Below are 16,711 nucleotides of genomic sequence, written 5' to 3'. Positions count from 1 at the left end.
CCCCCCTGTGGGGAGGGAAGGCGCGCGATGCGTGAGACCGACAGCCCTGGAGCGGGAAGCCCGTTGCTCCCCTCGCGTCGCCCATTGTCGATCCTTCGGGAGGCCCCGATGCCCGTCTACGATTACGCCTGCAACGAATGCGGACCGTTCACGGTGCTGCGCCCCATGGCGCAGTTCAAAGACCCGCATGACTGCCCCGATTGCGGGTCGTCCTGCGGCCGCGCCTTCCTCACCGCGCCCAACCTCGCCTCGATGGATGCGGGCCGGCGCAAGGCGCATGCGACCAACGAGCGGAGCGCGCACGCACCCCGCCGTTCCTCCGGGCACGGAGCCGGCTGCGGCTGCTGCTCGGGATCTTCGAAAACCAAGCAACCGGCAGCCGCGAAAAGCTTCCCCAACGCGCGGCCGTGGATGATCAGCCACTGACGGCTGGCCGCCTACCCCTCTCCCCGCCTGGCGGGGAGAGGACGTCAGACACAACAGGAGACCCACCCATGATGCACGGCGACATTTCCTCGAGCAACGACAGCGTCGGCGTCGCGGTCGTCAACTACAAGATGCCGCGTCTTCACACGAAGGCCGAAGTCCTGGAGAACGCGCAAAAGATTGCCGACATGGTGGTCGGCATGAAGTCCGGCCTGCCCGGCATGGACCTCGTGATCTTCCCCGAATACTCCACCCACGGCATCATGTATGATGGCCAGGAGATGTACGAGACCGCCTCCGCCGTGCCCGGCGAGGAGACGGCGATCTTCGCGCAAGCGTGTCGCAAGGCGAAGGTCTGGGGCGTGTTCTCCCTCACCGGCGAGCGCCACGAGGAACACCCGAACAAGGCGCCCTACAACACCCTCATCCTTATGAACGACGAGGGCGAGATCGTACAGAAATACCGCAAGATCATGCCCTGGACCCCGATCGAGGGCTGGTATCCGGGCGATTGCACCTATGTCTCGGACGGGCCGAAGGGCCTGAAGATCAGCCTCATCATCTGCGACGACGGCAATTATCCCGAGATCTGGCGCGACTGCGCCATGCGCGGTGCCGAACTCATCATCCGCTGCCAGGGCTACATGTATCCGGCCAAGGAACAGCAGATCCTGATGTCGAAGGCGATGGCGTTCGCCAACAACACCTATGTCGCCGTGGCCAACGCCGCGGGCTTCGACGGCGTCTATACCTATTTCGGCCACTCGGCGATCATCGGCTTCGACGGCCGGACGCTCGGCGAATGCGGCACCGAGGAGATGGGCATCCAATATGCCGCGCTCTCGAAATTCCTCATCCGCGATGCCCGCGCCAACATGCAGTCGGAGAACCACCTCTTCAAGCTGCTGCACCGCGGCTACACGGGCATGATCAACTCGAAGGAAAACGAGCCCGGCAAGGCCGATTGCCCCTACGACTTCTATCGCCGCTGGATCGAGGACCCGGCCGGCACCCGCGAGGCGGTCCGCGCCATCACCCGCCCCGACCTCGGCACGCCGGAATGCCCCATCGAGGGCATCCCCAACGAAGCCCAATAGGGCTTTTGCGGATACGAGGTCTCGGTGAGCCCGGTAGGGGCCTGGCTCACCGAGCCTTGGTACAACGGGATTAGTGGAACCGGACCGTCGGCACCGTCTCGATCGGCACGTCGATGCGGCAGCGCAGGCCTTCGGCGAGAAAATCGAGCTCCACCGAGCCCGCCAGTTCGCGGGCGATGCCGCCGGTGATGAGGCGGGTGCCGAAGCCGCGGCGCCGGGGCTGCGCCACGGTTGGCCCGCCGCGCTCCCGCCACTCGATCTCCAGGCGGCGGCCACCCGTGTCGTCCTCGACGACGCGCCAGACCACCGACAGGCGGCCTTGAGTGCCCGACAGGGCACCGTATTTCGCGGCGTTGGTGGTGAGTTCATGGGCGGTCATGCCCAGGGCCAGGACGTAGCGTGGCGGCAGGTCGATGTCGGGACCGTCGAGTTCCATGTGGTCGGCCGAGCTGCGGTAGGGGCTGAGCTCGTTCTCGAGCACGGCCCGGAGCGGCGCGCCGGTCCAGTCGTCGCGGGTCAGGAGATCGTGGGTCTTCGACAAAGCGAGGATGCGGCCCTCGAGCTGCGCCGCCTGCTCCTCGCCGCCGCGCGACTGCCGGGCGAGGGACTGGACCGTGGCGAGGGTGTTCTTCACCCGGTGGTTTAGCTCGTGCATCATCGTCACCTGCTGCTCCTGCAGGGTGCGCGTGCGTTCGAGCTCGGCCCGAAGGCCGTCCTCGTGCGTCTCCAGCGTGGCGGCCATGGCGTCGAAGGCCTGGCCGAGCTGGCCGAACTCGGAGCGGCCCGTCAGGCCCGACCGTGCGAAGAGCTGGCCGGAGCGCCAGGCACGGGACGCCTTCAACAGGCGCCGCACCGGCTTGCGGATGAAGACGCGGCCGCCGATGAGCGCCGCGACGATGGCGACGAGCGTGCCGAGGAAGATCAGGATCACGCCGCGCCGGGTCGCCGCGTCGATATCGGCGAAGGCGGTGTGACGTTCGAGGCCCACGGCGACGGTCATCCCGTCGAGGGCGCCATCGGGACGGACCACACCGGTGATGCGGCGGGTTCCGTTGAGGCCGAGCATCTCGATGGCGCTTCCCCGGGCGCTGGCCGTGTTCAGCCCGGCCGCGAAGTCCGCCGGCATCGTCTGACCGACCCAGGAGCCGAGATCGGGATTCTGGACGATGATCGTGCCGCTGCGGTCGGCCACCGTCACGGCGGCGTCCTTGGGCAGCCCGGCATGGGCCAGCCTCTCCCCGAGCCAGGCGGGATCGAAGCCGAAGATGAGCAGGCCGGAGGGTGTGTCGCCGGCATCCCGGATCGGATAGGCGAACTGGATGGTGGGAACCCGGCTGCCGCGACCGACCACGTATTCGCCGATCACCGGGACGCCCGACTGCATCGCCTTCTGGAAATAGGTCCGGTCGGCGACGGAATAGGCGCCCTGCTCCATTCCCAGGCTGTTGCAGACGAGCTGCCCCTTCGCATCCGCGACGATGAGGATCGTGGCGCCCGAAAGCTTGCGGATGATGGAGCGCAGGAAGCTGGTGCAGCCCACCGCTTCCTGGTCTCGGATGAACGGCGCCTCCGCGAGGATGTCGAGGAGCTGGCGCATACCGCCGGCGAATTGGTTGAGGTCCTCCGAGACCGCCCGGGCATTGCGCAGGGCCGAGGCCGTGACGGCATCCTCGCGGGCGCTGCGCAGGGCGTGCTCGTTGAAGCTCTGAACCGCGATGGCGGGGATGAGGGCGAGGACGACCAGCGCGACGATACGGGAGGTGAGCGTCATGACGGGAGGTCGGCCAGGGGGAAGGTATCAGCCACGCGGACCCGGCTCGGCCGGCCGAATCAGCTTGGCCATATACTGTATGCCTGACTTGCCGGGGCGGTCGTATCGGTAATTTGGCACGGCGCCGCGATTTCTGCGCGACGGCGAAGGCTGAAACGTCCGCGCCCGCCGATGTTGAGGCTGGACCGCCGCTCCGCCTGCGGCCACAACCACGCCAGCGTGACAGCCCCTGAGCGTGACAGCCCCGAGGAAGACGACATGAGCGACCGCATCACTCTCAAGGCCGGCGACGGCACCGTGGCGGTGGTCTCGTCGGCCGGTGCCGAGCCCGTCTCCTGGCAGGTGGGGGGCCGCGAATATCTCTGGAACGGCGATCCGGCGCATTGGAACCGGCATGCGCCCTGGCTCTTCCCGGTGGTCGGCGCCTCGTCCGGCGGCGTGGTCCGGGTGGACGGCACGGCCTATCCGATGGGCCAGCACGGATTTGCCCGCGACCTGCCTTTCGCCATCGTCTCGCAGAGCGACGACACCGTCACCCTGCGCCTCACCGAGAGCGAGGCGACGCGCGCGCACTACCCCTATTCGTTCCAGCTCGACATCACCACGCGGGTCGGCCCGGCCCATCTCGATTTCGAGATCTGGATGGAGAATACCGATGACGTGCCGCTGCCCTACGCGCTGGGCTTCCATCCGGCCTTCCCGTGGCCCTTCGCCGGGGGCGAGCGCAAGGCCGGCGGCGGCTACGCGGTCGAGTTTGAACATCCCGAACGGGCGATGGCGCCCGAGGTGGGGGATGGCGGCCTGCTCCTGCGCCAGGAGCGTCCGTTTCCCCTCGAAGGGCGCACCCTGCCCCTCGATCCCGACATGTTCGCCGAGGCCATCGTCCTGCGCGATGCGGCGAGCGCGCGGATGCGCTTCACGGCGCCCGATGGCAGCGCCATCCGCATGAACGTCTCGGACTTCCCGCATCTCGCCATCTGGACGAAACCGACGGCACCGTTCCTGTCCCTCGAATGCTGGACCGGCCATGCCGACTGGGCCGGTTTCGGCGGCGACCTGACCGAACGGGATTCGCAGCGCCTCATCGCCCCCGGCCAGCGCGTCCGCCACGGGGTCAGCCTCACCCTGGAAGGTCCCCGCTCATGATCCGTCCCACCGACGAGAACGGCTTTGCGGCCGAAGCCTGGGCGCGGAACGAGGCGGCCTACGAGACCATCCGCACCATGCCGTTCAACGCGGAACTCGCCGCCGGCACCCTCGGCGAGGCGCGCTTCCGCCACTACATCCTGCAGGACGCGCATTATCTCATCGGCTTCGGACGAGCACTGGCCCTCGCCGCGGCGAAGTCGCCCGAGCCCGAGGGCATCGTGCAGTTCGCGAAAGCCGCCGAGACGGCCATCGTGGTCGAGCGCTCGCTCCATGGCGGGTTCTTCCGGGATTACGGCATCTCGGCGGACACCTTCGCCGCCACGCCGCTCTCGCCCCCTTGCGACCACTACGTGTCCTATCTCCTCGCCACGGCCTACGGCGACCCCTACGAAGTGTTGGTCGCCGCCCTGCTGCCGTGCTTCTGGATCTATGCGGAGATCGGCACCGACATCCTGTCGCGGGCGGGCGCCGGCAATCCCTACGCCGCCTGGATCGACACCTACGCGGGAGAGGACTTCGGCACCGCCGTCGCCGAGATGATCGCGGCCACGGACGCCGCCGCGCGGGGTGTCTCGCCCTCCCTGCGGGACAGGATGCACCGTGCCTTCACCCGCGCGACGCAGCTCGAATGGATGTTCTGGGACGGGGCCTACCGCGAGGCGGCCTGGCCGGTCTGACCGTCGGGACGCCCGCTCCCGGAACAGGGCGACGGAACCCGCACCGGCTTCGGCAACCCCGGCTTGACGATGCGGACGATGCCGTCCCGCAGGGAGAGCATGTGGCCGCGCTCCACGTCGGTCCAGCACTCGTCGCGGGTGAGCGCCTTGGTGGCGATAACGGTCACCACGTCGTCGGTCCGCGTCTCCTGCGCGAAATCCACGTGCCAATCCTCGTCGATGAGGGTCGCGGTGCCGAAGGGGGCGCAGCGGGTGAGGTAGCACAGGCGCTTGCCGCAATGGGCGTAGAGCGTCCGGCTGTCGCTGAGCAGCATGTTGAACACGCCGAGCCCGTGCAGCTCGGCACAGAGTTCGGCCACGGCGCTGTCGAGCCGCGCCGGGCTCGGCAGGCTGGGATAGCGCGCCTGCAGTCGGTCGAGCATCCAGCAGAAGGCGTATTCGCTGTCGGTGGAGCCCACCGGCTTGAACCAGGTGAGCGGCCACTTCTTCACACCCTTGAGCTGGCCGTTATGAGCGAAGGTCCAGCGCCGTCCCCAGAGCTCGCGGCTGAACGGATGGGTGTTCTCGAGCCCGACCCGCCCGCGATTGGCCTTGCGCACATGGGCGATGACGATCCGGCTCTTGATCGCGTAGTCGCGCAGGAGCTTGGCCAGGGCCGAGCGCGCGCTCGGCTCCGGCTCGTGGAAGGCGCGCGCCCCCCGCCCCTCGTAGAAGGTGATGCCCCATCCATCCGCGTGGGGCCCGGTCTCGCCGCCGCGCCGGGCGAGGCCAGCGAAGGAGAAACGGATGTCGGTGGGCACGTTCGCGCTCATGCCGAGCAATTCGCACATGGAAAATCTTGCAGCTTCTGGCGATGCGCTTGCGACGAGAAAGCGGATTATGGGGGAGCGGGCGTCGGGAATGCCGGAGAGGCATGAACCTAGGAGTGTTTGGCACGCCCGACAACCGCGGACCCGGCATGGAGCCGCAAAACCGCACCGATCATCGTCTCCTCGACGTGCCTCCCTGGATACAGGCAGATGCCTCCCGTACTCCTATTGCTCGCAGGAGGATTTCCACTTTGGAAATACAGCCGAGACGCGACATGAAACACGCCGGAACGCCGACGCTGACTGTGTTGCAGGGCGGCCGTGCCGTCGCGGCCCTGGCCGTCGTCGCATTCCATTCCGCCATCGCCACCCGCGACTTCGGGCAGGGCCTGCCTGACGCCGTCTTCCGGGCCAGCGGCTACGGGGCGTTCGGGGTGGACTTCTTCTTCGTGCTCAGTGGATTCATCATCCTCTTCGCCCATGCGGGAGATGCACGCGACAGCCAGACCGCGCGGACCTATGTCTGGAAGCGGCTCGCGCGCATCTATGTGCCCTACCTGCCCGTCTCCCTGGGCCTCATCGGCATCTATCTGGCGCTGCCTCGGCTTTCCGGCAGCACACGCGAATGGAGTCTGCTGACGTCCCTGACGCTGATCCCGACGGGATTGCCTCCAGCGCTGGCGGTAGCCTGGACCCTCGTCCACGAGATGATGTTCTACGGCCTGTTCTTGGTGTCGTATGTGATCCGGCGCTTCGCCTGGCTGGTCGCCGGCTGGGTGGTGCTGATCCTGGCCGCGGCCCCGTGGGGCATGGGTGAGACCGGCAATGTCCCAAGCGCCTGGAGCTTCCTCGCGCCGATCAATCTCGATTTCGTCCTCGGCATGCTAGCCGCCCATGCCGTTTGGTTGCTGAACCTGCGCGGCGCGTGGGTCGTCCTGTGCATCGGCCTCGGCGTCCTGGGCGCCGCGGTCGCGTTCTCGCCTCCGGATCCGGGGGGGCTCCACCGCCTGCCGCACGGCATCGGCCTTGCCTGCATCGTGGCAGGGGCCGTGCGGTTCGAACAAGTCGGCCTGATCCGCGCGCCCTTGTTTCTCGTTGGCCTCGGCAATGCGTCCTATGCGATCTACCTCGTCCACAATCCGATCGCTTCCCTGGCCGCCCGTATGGCAGCCCGCCTCGGAGCGTTCGCCGCTTGGCCGCTGTGCCTCGCCTTCTGCATCGGCTGCGGCGTGGTGGTCGGCCTGTTCTATCATTACGCCGTCGAGCGCCCCGCCCTCGACCGGGTTCGCCGCCGCCTGGGGCAGGTGCGGACAAGCGTGGCCGTGATGCGTCGACCCGATCCGGCGTGAGCCGGTACGGCATGCTTCCGTCCGCCGGGGCGCCCGCCAAGCCGTGCCGCATGACACGGTAGCGATACCGCCCGTCGCTTGCCGCCTTCCCTGCCCGGCGACGATCCTCTAAGCCGACCTCGGATGATGGACCGTACCCGGCGCGGCCCGCCGGAGGGAAACGTCGATGGATCGTGATCCGATCGTCTTCGCCTGGAAGTCGGCGCGGACACTCCAGGCTTCCGCCATCGCCCTGACGCTGGGAATCGGCCTTCCCATCGCCCTGTTCGCCCTGCTCTGCCTGCGCGATCTCGTGAGCGTCCTGGTCCAGGCACCGGCGCAGACCGTCCCCTTCCTCCGGATCGCCATGGAACGGCCCTGGAACGCGGCCGGTGACCCGGCCCTGGTGGCCGTCTCCGGCTGGCCCCTGGCGCCCGTCGACGTGGTCCTGTGGGCGCTGACCGGCCTCGCCGCCGTCGCGGTGCTCGCGGCGGCCCTGGGCTGGATCGTGGCCCGCCTGTGCTTCTCCGCCCAGTCCCGGACGATCCGTCTCCTCAACGAACGGGTGACCACGGCGATCCTGCATGCCCCCACGGCCGCTCGGGACGAGGCCCGTAGCCTGACGCAGCACGTGGGCGCGATGCTGGCGCGGATCGACACGCTGTTCGGCCTCGGCATCGTCGTCCCGGTCGCCGCTCTGGCCACCATGATCCTGGCCCTCGCCATGGCCGGCCTCGCCGCCCCGAGGCTGGTGCCGGCGGTGGCGGTGGGCCTTCTCGCCGCCGCCCTCGCCCGCATCCTGATCCTCCGCCGCACCCGCGAGCGGACGATCCTGCGCCTCAGTTCCGGCGTCTCGGCGGAACGGTTCCTCTCCGACCTCATCCGGCGGGTTCCGGCGGTGCGCGCCCATGGGGCCGAGGCCTTCGAGCGCGGTCGCCTCGCGGCCAAGGGGGCGGCGATCCGCGATGCCCTCGCGGCGGCCGAATCCTCCCTCGCCTTCGCGCGGGCGCCCTCCCTCGCCCTCGGCGTCCTGCTTCCCGCCATCATGCTGGCCGTGGCCCTGTGGCGCGGCGAGAGCGGCACGGCGCCTCCCGTGGCGCCGGGCGCCCTGGTGGCGGCCGGCGGCGGCTTCGCCCTCGCGGTCCTCGCCCTCGCGGTGACCCTGCGCCTGCGCTCGATCCACGAGGGGGTGTCCCCGGTCTTCCGCGATCTCGCGGCGACCCTTGTTTCCTTGGAAAGTCGCGGCGGCTACAGGCCCGGCCCCTTCGCAGCTCTGCCGAAGGGCGGGGCGCTCGCCGCGTCGGGGGTCGGCGCCTACGATCCCGCCAGCGGCGAGCGCCTCACCGGTGTCGACGTCACCGTGGCGATGCCCTCCCATCTGGCGATCGTGGGCGAGCGCGGCAGCGGCGCACGGGCGCTGGCCGCCCTGCTGGCCGGCCAGCTCGAACCCACCGCGGGGTCGGTGACCTATGACGGGATCGACCTGCGCAGCCTCGATCCGGCCGAACGGGCCAGCCACATCGCCCTGGCGGGCGCCGAGGCGATCCTGATCGAGGGCACGCTGGAGCAGAACATCCTCTACGGCGCGGCGCGCCAGGAACGTCCCTCGGAGGCGGACCTCATCGAAGTGCTGCGCCTGACCGGGCTCGACGCCTTCGTCTATGCGCGCGGCCTCGAAGGCACGGTGGACCCTGCGGCCGAGCCGGCCGTCGCGAAGACGATCGTCGCCGCCCGCCACGCCGTGCGCGAGGCCCTGGTGGCGGACAAGGCGGCGCGGCTGGTGGAGCCGTTCGATCCCGCCCGCTACAACCACCAGGCGACGGTGGGCGAGAACATCCTGTTCGGCGAGGCCGTCGGCTCAGCCTTCTCCGGCAGCCATATCGCCGCCCATCCCTACCTGCGCGCGGTGCTGGAGGCCGAGGACCTGACCCGGCCCTTCACCGAGATCGGGCTGCAGGTGGCGCGCAGCACCATCGAGATCTTCGCCGACCTGCCGGACGATCACCCCCTCTTCGATGCGTTCTCGCTGTTCCCGGCGGCCGAGCGCGGATTCTTCGAGGATCTCGTCAGCCGTCAGCCCGAGGCGAAGGGTTGGCGCCGGGGGCCGGCGGGCCAGCGCGACCGCAAGCGCCTGATCGGGCTGGCGCTCCGCTACAGCGAGACCCGGCACAGGTTCGGCCTGATCGACGCCGCCTTCGAGGAGCGCATCGTCGCCGCGCGCCATTCCTTCGCGCGGCTGATGCCGCAGAGCCTGCGCGCGAGTGTCGAGTTCTACGATCCCACCCGGCTGAATCCCGCCGCCAGCCTCGAGGAAAACCTGCTGTTCGGCCGGATCAACGGCGAGGAGGCGGGGGCCGAACAGCGCGTGCGGGCGCTGGTGCGCCGCGTCCTCGTCCAGCAGCACCTCGAATCCGCCGTCTACCGGCTCGGCCTCGCCAGCCGCGTGGAGCCGGGCATGGGTGGCGGCGGGGCCAGTCTCGGGGAGAACGCCATCGGCTCCCGCGAGCGCATCGGCATCGACCTCGCCCGCTGCCTCGTGCGCAAGCCCGACATCGTGGTCGTCGCCATCGCCCTCGACGACGGCAAGGCCGCCGAGATCCGGGAGCGCCTCGCCAGCCTGCGCGCGGCGCGGGCCGGTCGCGGCCTCATCGTCTGCCTGCCGAGTGCCGCCCCCCTCGACGCCAACGATCCCTTCGGCGCGGTGCTGCATGTGGAGCGCAACACGGTGCTGGCCGCCTGATACGGCGAGGACAAACCAACGGGTCCGGCCGCCTCCCCTATTGCCGCCCCATTGGGATGGGATAGGCAGGGACGCGTGCACCCCGCTGCACGACGCCGGCCACGTCGGCGGACCCCTCTCCAGGGCCGGGCATGGTCGTTCTACCCTCGCCACTCCTCCCGCGCCGCGCCATCGCCTGGCTTCTGCTGTTCGCTCTGGCGCTCGTGGCGCCGGACATCGCACGGGCGCAATCGGCCAAGGCCACCGCGCCGATCCCGGCGGCGACCCTGGCGTTGATGAGCCAGAAGGGCACCAGCGCCTCGGCGCCGGTCCTGTTCAGGGCCTACAAGAAGGAATCCGAGATCGAGGTCTGGAAGAAGGCCGTCAACGGGCGCTTCGTCCTCATCAAGACCTTCCCGATCTGCCGCTGGTCGGGCCAGCTCGGCCCGAAGCGCAAGAGCGGCGACCGGCAGACGCCGGAGGGGTTCTACTCCGTGCCCCAGCGCCAGATGAACCCGAATTCGAGCTACTACCTCTCCTTCGATGTGGGCTATCCCAATGCCTATGACCGCGCGCAGGGCTCCACCGGCTCGGCGGTGATGGTCCACGGCGTCTGCTCGTCGATGGGGTGTTTCGCCATGACCGACCAGGTGGTCGGCGAGATCTACGCCATCGCCCGCGACGCCTTCGCCGGCGGTCAGGCGGCGTTCCAGTTCCAGTCCTTCCCGTTCCGGATGAATGCGGCGAACATGGCCCGCTACCGCACGGACCCGAACATCGCGTTCTGGCGCCAGCTCAAGGAAGGCGCCGACCGGTTCGAGGCGACGGGCGAGGAGCCCAACGTCACCGTCACATCCGGCCGCTACGCCTTCCTCCCCTACAAGGATCCCGCCCTCGAATCCCTCGTGACGGCGCGGCGGGTGCAGGAGGAGGCGCGCATCGCGAGCCTCGTGGAGGAAGGAAGTGCGGCCGTGCGCACCACCTATTCGGACGGGGCGCAGCATCCCTTCTGGGCCGCCCTCTCCGCCAAGGGCGTCTCCCTCGGCGATGTCAGCCGACCCGAGGCCCTGGCCTATGCCGGCCAGGACGTGATCGTGATCCCGGCCCAGCGCCGCCCGGTCCTCGTCGCCGAAGCGGTGTGGTCGCGCTGGATGGCGGCGGCGTCGGTTCCCGCGCTGGTGAGGGTGCGCGGGTTCAAGCCGGCCTACGAGGCGGAGCCGTCGCGCTTCGCCGCCCTCGTCACGCGCTACGATCAGACCCTGCCGACGATGCTCTCGGCCTCCCTCGCCGGACAGATGCCGGCCCCGACCCCGCCGGCCCTCGTCGAGACCCTGGCGCAGCGCTAGAGCGCTCTCCGCCGAAGCGGATGCCGGTTCGGCGAAAAGGAGCGCGGCAGAACAAGGGGCTAGAGATGTGTCCCGACCCAACGTGGTCGGGCGCAGCTTTAGCGCCTCGCCGTCGGAAGCCTCCGCTCGTTGCTCGTTGCAAGCGGCCGCTTCAGTATGGGCGGGCTGGATTGACGCCACAGCCGTGCGGGTTCCCCTCTCCCCGCAGCGGGGACAGGGGATGCTCAGGCGGGGACCGCACGACGAGCGACCAGCTTTTGCCCTCGTCCTTCGGCGACCGGCAGGCTCAGCCGAACCGACCGACCGGAGCCCAAGTCACGGCCCCGCGCTCGACAGGCGCGCGGGCGGTGTCCCTCGCAGGGCGGTACTGACGGGGACGAGGCGAACGCCGCGGGCTTCGAGGTCACGCGACCAGCGGGCGATCCGCTCGATCGTCATGGGCATCGCCCCGGCGGAGGCCAGGGCGAACCCGTTGGCCTTGGCCTGAGCTTCGAGTCGGGCGAGTTCGCGGTCGATGGCCTCGGCCTGGGGCATGGCGTCGAGGACGATCTCGGCGCGGGCGACGGGAACCTTCAGCTTGCCGCCGAGAGACGTCGCCAGGGAGCGCGACGAGGTGCCGTCATCCACGAAGCCGAGCCCCCTGGCGCCGATCTCGCGCAGCACCGGCTCGAAGGCGGCCGCATCGCCCTCGAGCTTGGCCCCCATGAAGTTCACGAGGCCGACATAGCCCCCGAACCGGCTCATCACCCAGGACAGCCGGTCGAGATTCTCAGGGGCGCGCGAACCCGTCAGCATGGTCTGCGGACCGGGATCGCTGTCGGGATAATCGAACGGCTCCATCGGGGCCTGGACCAGGATCTCGTGGCCGAAATCACGGGCGCGGGCGACGCTGCGTTCGAGGTCGCCGCCATAGGGCGAGAAGGCGAGGCTGATTGCGGGGGGCAGCCGGGCGATGGCGCCGGCCGTGGCGGCCTGCCCGACCCCGAGACCGGTGACGAGAAGGGCGATGCGCGCGCCCGGCGCCCCGGTGGCGGAATCGGCACGGGCATAGACGTCGAGGGGCCGGCGGCGGTCGTCACCGATCTTGGGCAAGCTGCCGTGGCGACCGCGTTCCATCAGCCGCGGGTCGGGGGCGGCGAGGCGCGCGGGCTCGGCATTGGGCACGCGGATGATCACCGCATCGGTGGGGGCGGCGGTGCCGGCAGGCCGCACCACGTGGACGCCGGATGCCGTCTCGACCTCGCCGGCCGAGCGCGGGGCCGATGCCGGGGGCTCGGGAGCCTTCGCCACGGGGGGAGGAGCGGCCGGTTCGCGCAGGGTGATCGTCGCGATGGCGGACGGCTCGCCGCCCCGGGGGTCGCCGGTCATCGCCAGGATGGTGCCGCCGACGGCGAGGCTCGCCACCGCCACGGCGACCACGGCCGCCGCGCTCATCCTGGGCATCGCGACGCCGCGCAACCGCTGGCCGAGCGAGCGGGGCGCCGCAGCACTCACGGTTCCCAGCGGACGGGTCAGGATGTCGTCGGTGGCCACGGTCAGCCGTTTCCCTGAGGGCTCGCGACCGACGGATGCTGGGCGCGCACGATGCGAGAAACGAAGCGGCCCGCAGAGTCGGTTCTCACCGACATTGCGGGCCGCGCTGGTTAACGTTTGCTTAAACCCGGCGACACGAGCCGCGTTTCAGGAGCGTACCGGGATCGTCAGTTCGGAACGGCGGCCTTGGGCGTGTTGGCCGCGCCCTTCTGGATGCCGCGGATGAAGTCGACGGCGGCAATGAGCTGCTTGTCCTTGGCCGGATCCGGCGGGACGTAGGCCGACGAACCGCCGCGCTCCTCCACGTCCTTCTGCTTGAGGTGACCCTTCAGGCCGGCCTCGCCCTTGGTCTCGTCCTTGCCCTTCAGCTCGTCGGGAATCTCCTGCAGGACCTCCTGGTCCGGCTCGATGCCCTTGGCCTGGATCGAGCGGCCCGACGGCGTGTAGTAGCGCGCCGTGGTCAGGCGCAGCGCGCCGCTGCCGCCCAGCGGAATGATCGATTGGACGGAGCCCTTGCCGAAGGAGCGCGTGCCGAGCACGGTGGCGCGCTTGTGATCCTGCAGGGCGCCGGCCACGATCTCCGAGGCCGAGGCCGAGCCGCCATTCACCAGGACGACGATGGGCTTGCCCTTGGTGAGGTCGCCGGACTTGGCCGAGAAGCGCTGCGTCTCGTCCGGGTTGCGGCCGCGGGTGGAGACGATCTCGCCCCGGTCGAGGAACGCGTCGGAGACCGAGACGGCCTGGTCGAGGAGGCCGCCCGGATTGTTGCGCAGGTCGAGGACGTAGCCCTTCAGCTTGTCCTGGCCGACTTCCGTGGAGAGCTTCTCGATGGCGTTGCGCAGGCCGTCATAGGTCTGCTCCGTGAACTGAGTCAGGCGGATGTAGCCGACGTCGCCGCCCTCGGCCCGCGAGCGCACCGGCTTGATCTTGATGACGTCGCGGTTGAGCACGACGTCGATGGGATCCTTGGACTCCTTGCGGGAGATCTTGAGCTTCACCGGCGAGTTCACCGGTCCGCGCATCTTGTCGACGGCCTGGTTCAGGGTGAGGCCCTGGACCTGATCCTCGTCGATCTGCGTGATGATGTCGTTGGTGAGGATGCCGGCCTTGGAGGCGGGGGTGTCGTCGATGGGGCTGACCACCTTGATCAGGCCGTCCTCCATCGTGACCTCGATGCCGAGGCCGCCGAACTCGCCCTTGGTCTGCACCTGCATGTCGCGGAAGCTCTTCGAGTCCATGTAGCTCGAATGCGGGTCCAGCGAGGTGAGCATGCCGTTGACGGCCGCCTCGATCAGCTTGGCCTCGTCGGGCTTCTCGACATAGTCGGTTCGCACCTTCTCGAACACGTCGCCGAACAGGCTGAGTTGGCGATAGGTCTCCGCGGAGGCCGCCACCGCGCTGGTCCCGGAGAGCAGATGCGTCTGGGTCGCGAGGAGGGAGGAACCGACGCCAAGAAACGCGCCGGCCAGGACTAGGGAAATCTTGCGCATTATCCGCGAACCTTCTCGCTGGGGCTCTTCGCCCACCACGGCTCCGGATCGATGGAGCCGCCGTCTTTCCTGAACTCGACGTATAGAACCGGCCCGTCACGGTCGCCCGGAGCGGTGCCCTGGCCGCCCTCACCCATGGCCGCCACCGGTTCCCCCGCAAGCACGAACTGTCCGACCTCGACGCTGATCTGATCCATACCGGCCAGCAGCAGATAGTAGCCATCGCCGGCATTGATGATCAAGAGTCGTCCATACGAGCGGAACTGCCCGGCGAACGACACCCACCCATCGGACGGAGACGAAACCACCGCCTTCGGGCGGGTCGCGAGCGATATGCCGCGGGTCGTTCCGCCGTTGCCGTCGGGCTGGTTGAAGCTGCGCAGGGTCGCGCCGCTCACGGGCTTGGGCACGTCGCCGCGCGTATCGACGAAGCGGATCTTCGGGGCGAGCCGCGCGGGATCGCGCGCGCCGGCCGCCGCGAATCGCTCCTGGGTCGCCCGTGCCTCCCGCGTTTCGGCGGCACGCGCCTCCTCCGCCGCCCGGCGGGCCGAGGCGACCTCGTTCTCCATCCGGTCGAGGAGCTCCTTCAGGCTTTTAGCCTGGACACCGAGCTCGGCCGTGCGCGCGCGCTCGGTGACGAGACCGCTCTCCACCTCGGCGAGGCGCGTGCGGCGTGCCGTGATGAGGGCGTTGATCCGCTGCTGCTCCCTCGCCCAGCCGGTCAGATCGTTCTGCAGGCCTTCCCGGTCGGCGGCGATGAGCCCCTTCAGCCGCACCATCTCGGTGAGGTCGGCGGCCAGGGTCTCGGCCTCACCGCGCAGTTCGGGCACCACGGCCCCGAGCAGCATCGAGGTACGGATCACGGCGAGCACGTCCTCCGGCTGGACCAGGACAGCCGGCGGTGGCCGCCGGCCCATGCGTTGCAGGGCGGCGAGGATTTCGGCGATGACGCCCCGTCGCGCTTCGAGGGAGCGGCGGATGCCGGATTCGCTGGCGGTGAGCGTCTTCAGGCGCTCCTCGAGCCGGCTCATCCTGTCTTCGGTGGCCTGCGCCTGGCGTGCGGCATCGAGGAGGGCGGCATTCAGCTTGGCCCGGTCTCCGGCGACCGAGGCGATCTCCGCTTCGAGCTTGGCCCGCGCGCCGGTGGAGGCCGCGAGTTGCTCCTCGATCCGCTTCAGGTTCTCGGCGCGGCGGGCCTTCTCGTCGATGGCGCGCTGGACCGCGTCGGCGGCGGCGTCCTGCTGTTTCGAAGTGTCCTGCTGTTTCGAAGCGTCCTGGGCCTGGGCACGACCGAGCGCCAGCACCGCCATCGCCGCGAAGGCAGCGATGCGGAGCGCTCCGCCGTCAGATCCGCGTCGCGCGTATCCGCCCCTCATGCGTCGATGTCGCCCCGGTGATAGGGATGTCCCGCAAGGATCGTCAGCGTCCTGTACACCTGCTCCAGGGCGAGCACGCGCACAAGGCCGTGAGGCAGGGTGGCCGCCCCGAAGGCGAGGGAGAGGTCGGCGCGCGCACGCACCGCCGGCGCGAGCCCGTCGGCGCCGCCGATGGCGACGACGAGGGTCGCCGTCGCCGCATCGCGCCAGGACGCGATCCGCTCGGCGATGCGCTCGCTGGTCCAGTCCGAGCGCCCGCGCTCGTCATAGACCAGCAGCACGCTCGACGAGGCCGGGGCATGGGACAGGATCGCCGCCCCCTCCTCCACGCTGCGGTCGACGGCGCGCCGGGCCCGGCTCTCAGGGATCTCGACGATGTCGCAGGCGGTAACGCCCAGCCCGCGACCGAGCTGCACCGCCCGATCACGATAGCGCGACGCCAGATCCCGCTCGGGTCCGGGCTTGAGGCGGCCCACCGCCGTCACGAGCAGACGCACGCCTCAGATGCCCCGCGCCACCGGGACGGTGCTCAGCCGGCCATGAGGTCGGTGGTGGGACGATCGGCACCCCACATCTTCTCGAGATTGTAGAAGCCGCGGACTTCCGGGCGGAAGATATGGACGATGATGTCGCCCGTATCGATCAGCACCCAATCGCAGGCGGGCAGGCCTTCGACCCGGGCCGTTCCGAAGCCCTTGGACTTCATTTCCTGCAGGATCCGGTCGGCGATGGCGCTGACATGGCGCTGCGAGCGGCCGGAGGTGATGATCATCGTGTCGGCGAGCGAGGTCCGACCGGCGAGATCGATCTCGATGGTTTCCTCCGCCTTCATGTCTTCGAGACAATCGAGCGCGAGCGCCTTGAGATCGCCGATCCTCTGATCGGTGGCGTGGTCGGAACCTGTGGTTCCGGAAGGGTGCGAATCGGTCAGTGTCTCGATTCCCGAAGTGACGGCGGTCATTTTACCTGAACAATCTATAGTCTGGAGAG

At 69.5% G+C, this 16,711-nt stretch carries 14 protein-coding genes; 7 read left to right on the top strand and 7 right to left on the bottom strand.

The window, feature by feature from the left end; all coding sequences use genetic code 11:
• The first annotated feature begins 108 nt into the window (after nucleotides 1-108).
• The gene (locus tag MKK51_RS19105) at nucleotides 109-426 is read left to right on the top strand and encodes an FmdB family zinc ribbon protein (protein ID WP_243979713.1); all 318 of its coding nucleotides are present in this window, start codon (nucleotides 109-111) and stop codon (nucleotides 424-426) included.
• A 68-nt stretch (nucleotides 427-494) separates the two neighbouring features.
• Complete coding sequence (locus tag MKK51_RS19100) at nucleotides 495-1,523, top strand: aliphatic amidase (RefSeq protein ID WP_243979710.1); 1,029 nt, start codon at nucleotides 495-497, stop codon at nucleotides 1,521-1,523.
• A 70-nt stretch (nucleotides 1,524-1,593) separates the two neighbouring features.
• On the opposite strand, the gene MKK51_RS19095 is transcribed toward MKK51_RS19100, so the two are convergent.
• Nucleotides 1,594-3,294, bottom strand: coding sequence for a sensor histidine kinase (locus tag MKK51_RS19095; RefSeq protein WP_243979708.1), 1,701 nt, complete (start codon nucleotides 3,292-3,294; stop codon nucleotides 1,594-1,596).
• A 258-nt stretch (nucleotides 3,295-3,552) separates the two neighbouring features.
• On the opposite strand from MKK51_RS19095, the gene MKK51_RS19090 reads away from it, so the two are divergent.
• Nucleotides 3,553-4,440 carry an aldose 1-epimerase family protein gene (locus tag MKK51_RS19090; RefSeq protein ID WP_243979707.1) on the top strand — a complete coding sequence of 296 codons (888 nt, stop codon included), beginning with the start codon at nucleotides 3,553-3,555 and terminating at the stop codon, nucleotides 4,438-4,440.
• Nucleotides 4,437-5,120 (top strand): TenA family protein, encoded by a 684-nt coding sequence (locus MKK51_RS19085; protein ID WP_243979705.1) that lies wholly within the window; start codon nucleotides 4,437-4,439, stop codon nucleotides 5,118-5,120. Before MKK51_RS19090 ends, MKK51_RS19085 begins: the two co-directional genes overlap by 4 nt.
• Here MKK51_RS19085 and MKK51_RS19080 read toward each other — a convergent pair.
• Nucleotides 5,093-5,950 (bottom strand): class II glutamine amidotransferase, encoded by an 858-nt coding sequence (locus MKK51_RS19080; protein ID WP_243979703.1) that lies wholly within the window; start codon nucleotides 5,948-5,950, stop codon nucleotides 5,093-5,095. The genes MKK51_RS19085 and MKK51_RS19080 overlap by 28 nt on opposite strands.
• Before the next feature lie 254 nt (nucleotides 5,951-6,204).
• Between MKK51_RS19080 and MKK51_RS19075 the strand changes: the two genes are divergently transcribed.
• The 3 genes from MKK51_RS19075 to MKK51_RS19065 all read left to right on the top strand — a co-directional run bounded on the left by MKK51_RS19075 (nucleotide 6,205) and on the right by MKK51_RS19065 (nucleotide 11,322).
• Complete coding sequence (locus tag MKK51_RS19075) at nucleotides 6,205-7,278, top strand: acyltransferase family protein (protein ID WP_243979701.1); 1,074 nt, start codon at nucleotides 6,205-6,207, stop codon at nucleotides 7,276-7,278.
• Nucleotides 7,279-7,444: 166 nt separating this feature from the next.
• Complete coding sequence (locus MKK51_RS19070) at nucleotides 7,445-9,997, top strand: ABC transporter ATP-binding protein/permease (protein WP_243979699.1); 2,553 nt, start codon at nucleotides 7,445-7,447, stop codon at nucleotides 9,995-9,997.
• A 131-nt stretch (nucleotides 9,998-10,128) separates the two neighbouring features.
• The gene (locus tag MKK51_RS19065) at nucleotides 10,129-11,322 is read left to right on the top strand and encodes a murein L,D-transpeptidase family protein (RefSeq protein WP_243979697.1); all 1,194 of its coding nucleotides are present in this window, start codon (nucleotides 10,129-10,131) and stop codon (nucleotides 11,320-11,322) included.
• 315 nt (nucleotides 11,323-11,637) lie between these two features.
• Here the strand turns inward: MKK51_RS19065 and MKK51_RS19060 are convergent, their stop codons facing one another.
• From MKK51_RS19060 to rsfS, 5 genes are all read right to left on the bottom strand, one after another.
• Nucleotides 11,638-12,861 (bottom strand): divergent polysaccharide deacetylase family protein, encoded by a 1,224-nt coding sequence (locus MKK51_RS19060; protein WP_243979882.1) that lies wholly within the window; start codon nucleotides 12,859-12,861, stop codon nucleotides 11,638-11,640.
• Between the two features lie 161 nt (nucleotides 12,862-13,022).
• Nucleotides 13,023-14,345 (bottom strand): S41 family peptidase, encoded by a 1,323-nt coding sequence (locus tag MKK51_RS19055; protein ID WP_243979694.1) that lies wholly within the window; start codon nucleotides 14,343-14,345, stop codon nucleotides 13,023-13,025.
• Nucleotides 14,345-15,655 carry a murein hydrolase activator EnvC family protein gene (locus MKK51_RS19050; RefSeq protein ID WP_243979880.1) on the bottom strand — a complete coding sequence of 437 codons (1,311 nt, stop codon included), beginning with the start codon at nucleotides 15,653-15,655 and terminating at the stop codon, nucleotides 14,345-14,347. The genes MKK51_RS19055 and MKK51_RS19050 overlap by 1 nt, the downstream gene beginning before the upstream one ends.
• A gap of 62 nt (nucleotides 15,656-15,717) precedes the next feature.
• Complete coding sequence (rlmH, locus tag MKK51_RS19045; RefSeq protein ID WP_243979692.1) at nucleotides 15,718-16,218, bottom strand: 23S rRNA (pseudouridine(1915)-N(3))-methyltransferase RlmH; 501 nt, start codon at nucleotides 16,216-16,218, stop codon at nucleotides 15,718-15,720.
• Nucleotides 16,219-16,250: 32 nt separating this feature from the next.
• The gene (rsfS, locus tag MKK51_RS19040; RefSeq protein WP_018041688.1) at nucleotides 16,251-16,682 is read right to left on the bottom strand and encodes a ribosome silencing factor; all 432 of its coding nucleotides are present in this window, start codon (nucleotides 16,680-16,682) and stop codon (nucleotides 16,251-16,253) included.
• Nucleotides 16,683-16,711: the final 29 nt, after the last annotated feature.

It is taken from the genome of Methylobacterium sp. E-045, assembly GCF_022829685.1.
GTDB lineage: Bacteria > Pseudomonadota > Alphaproteobacteria > Rhizobiales > Beijerinckiaceae > Methylobacterium.
This window is presented reverse-complemented; position numbering and strand designations above follow the sequence as displayed.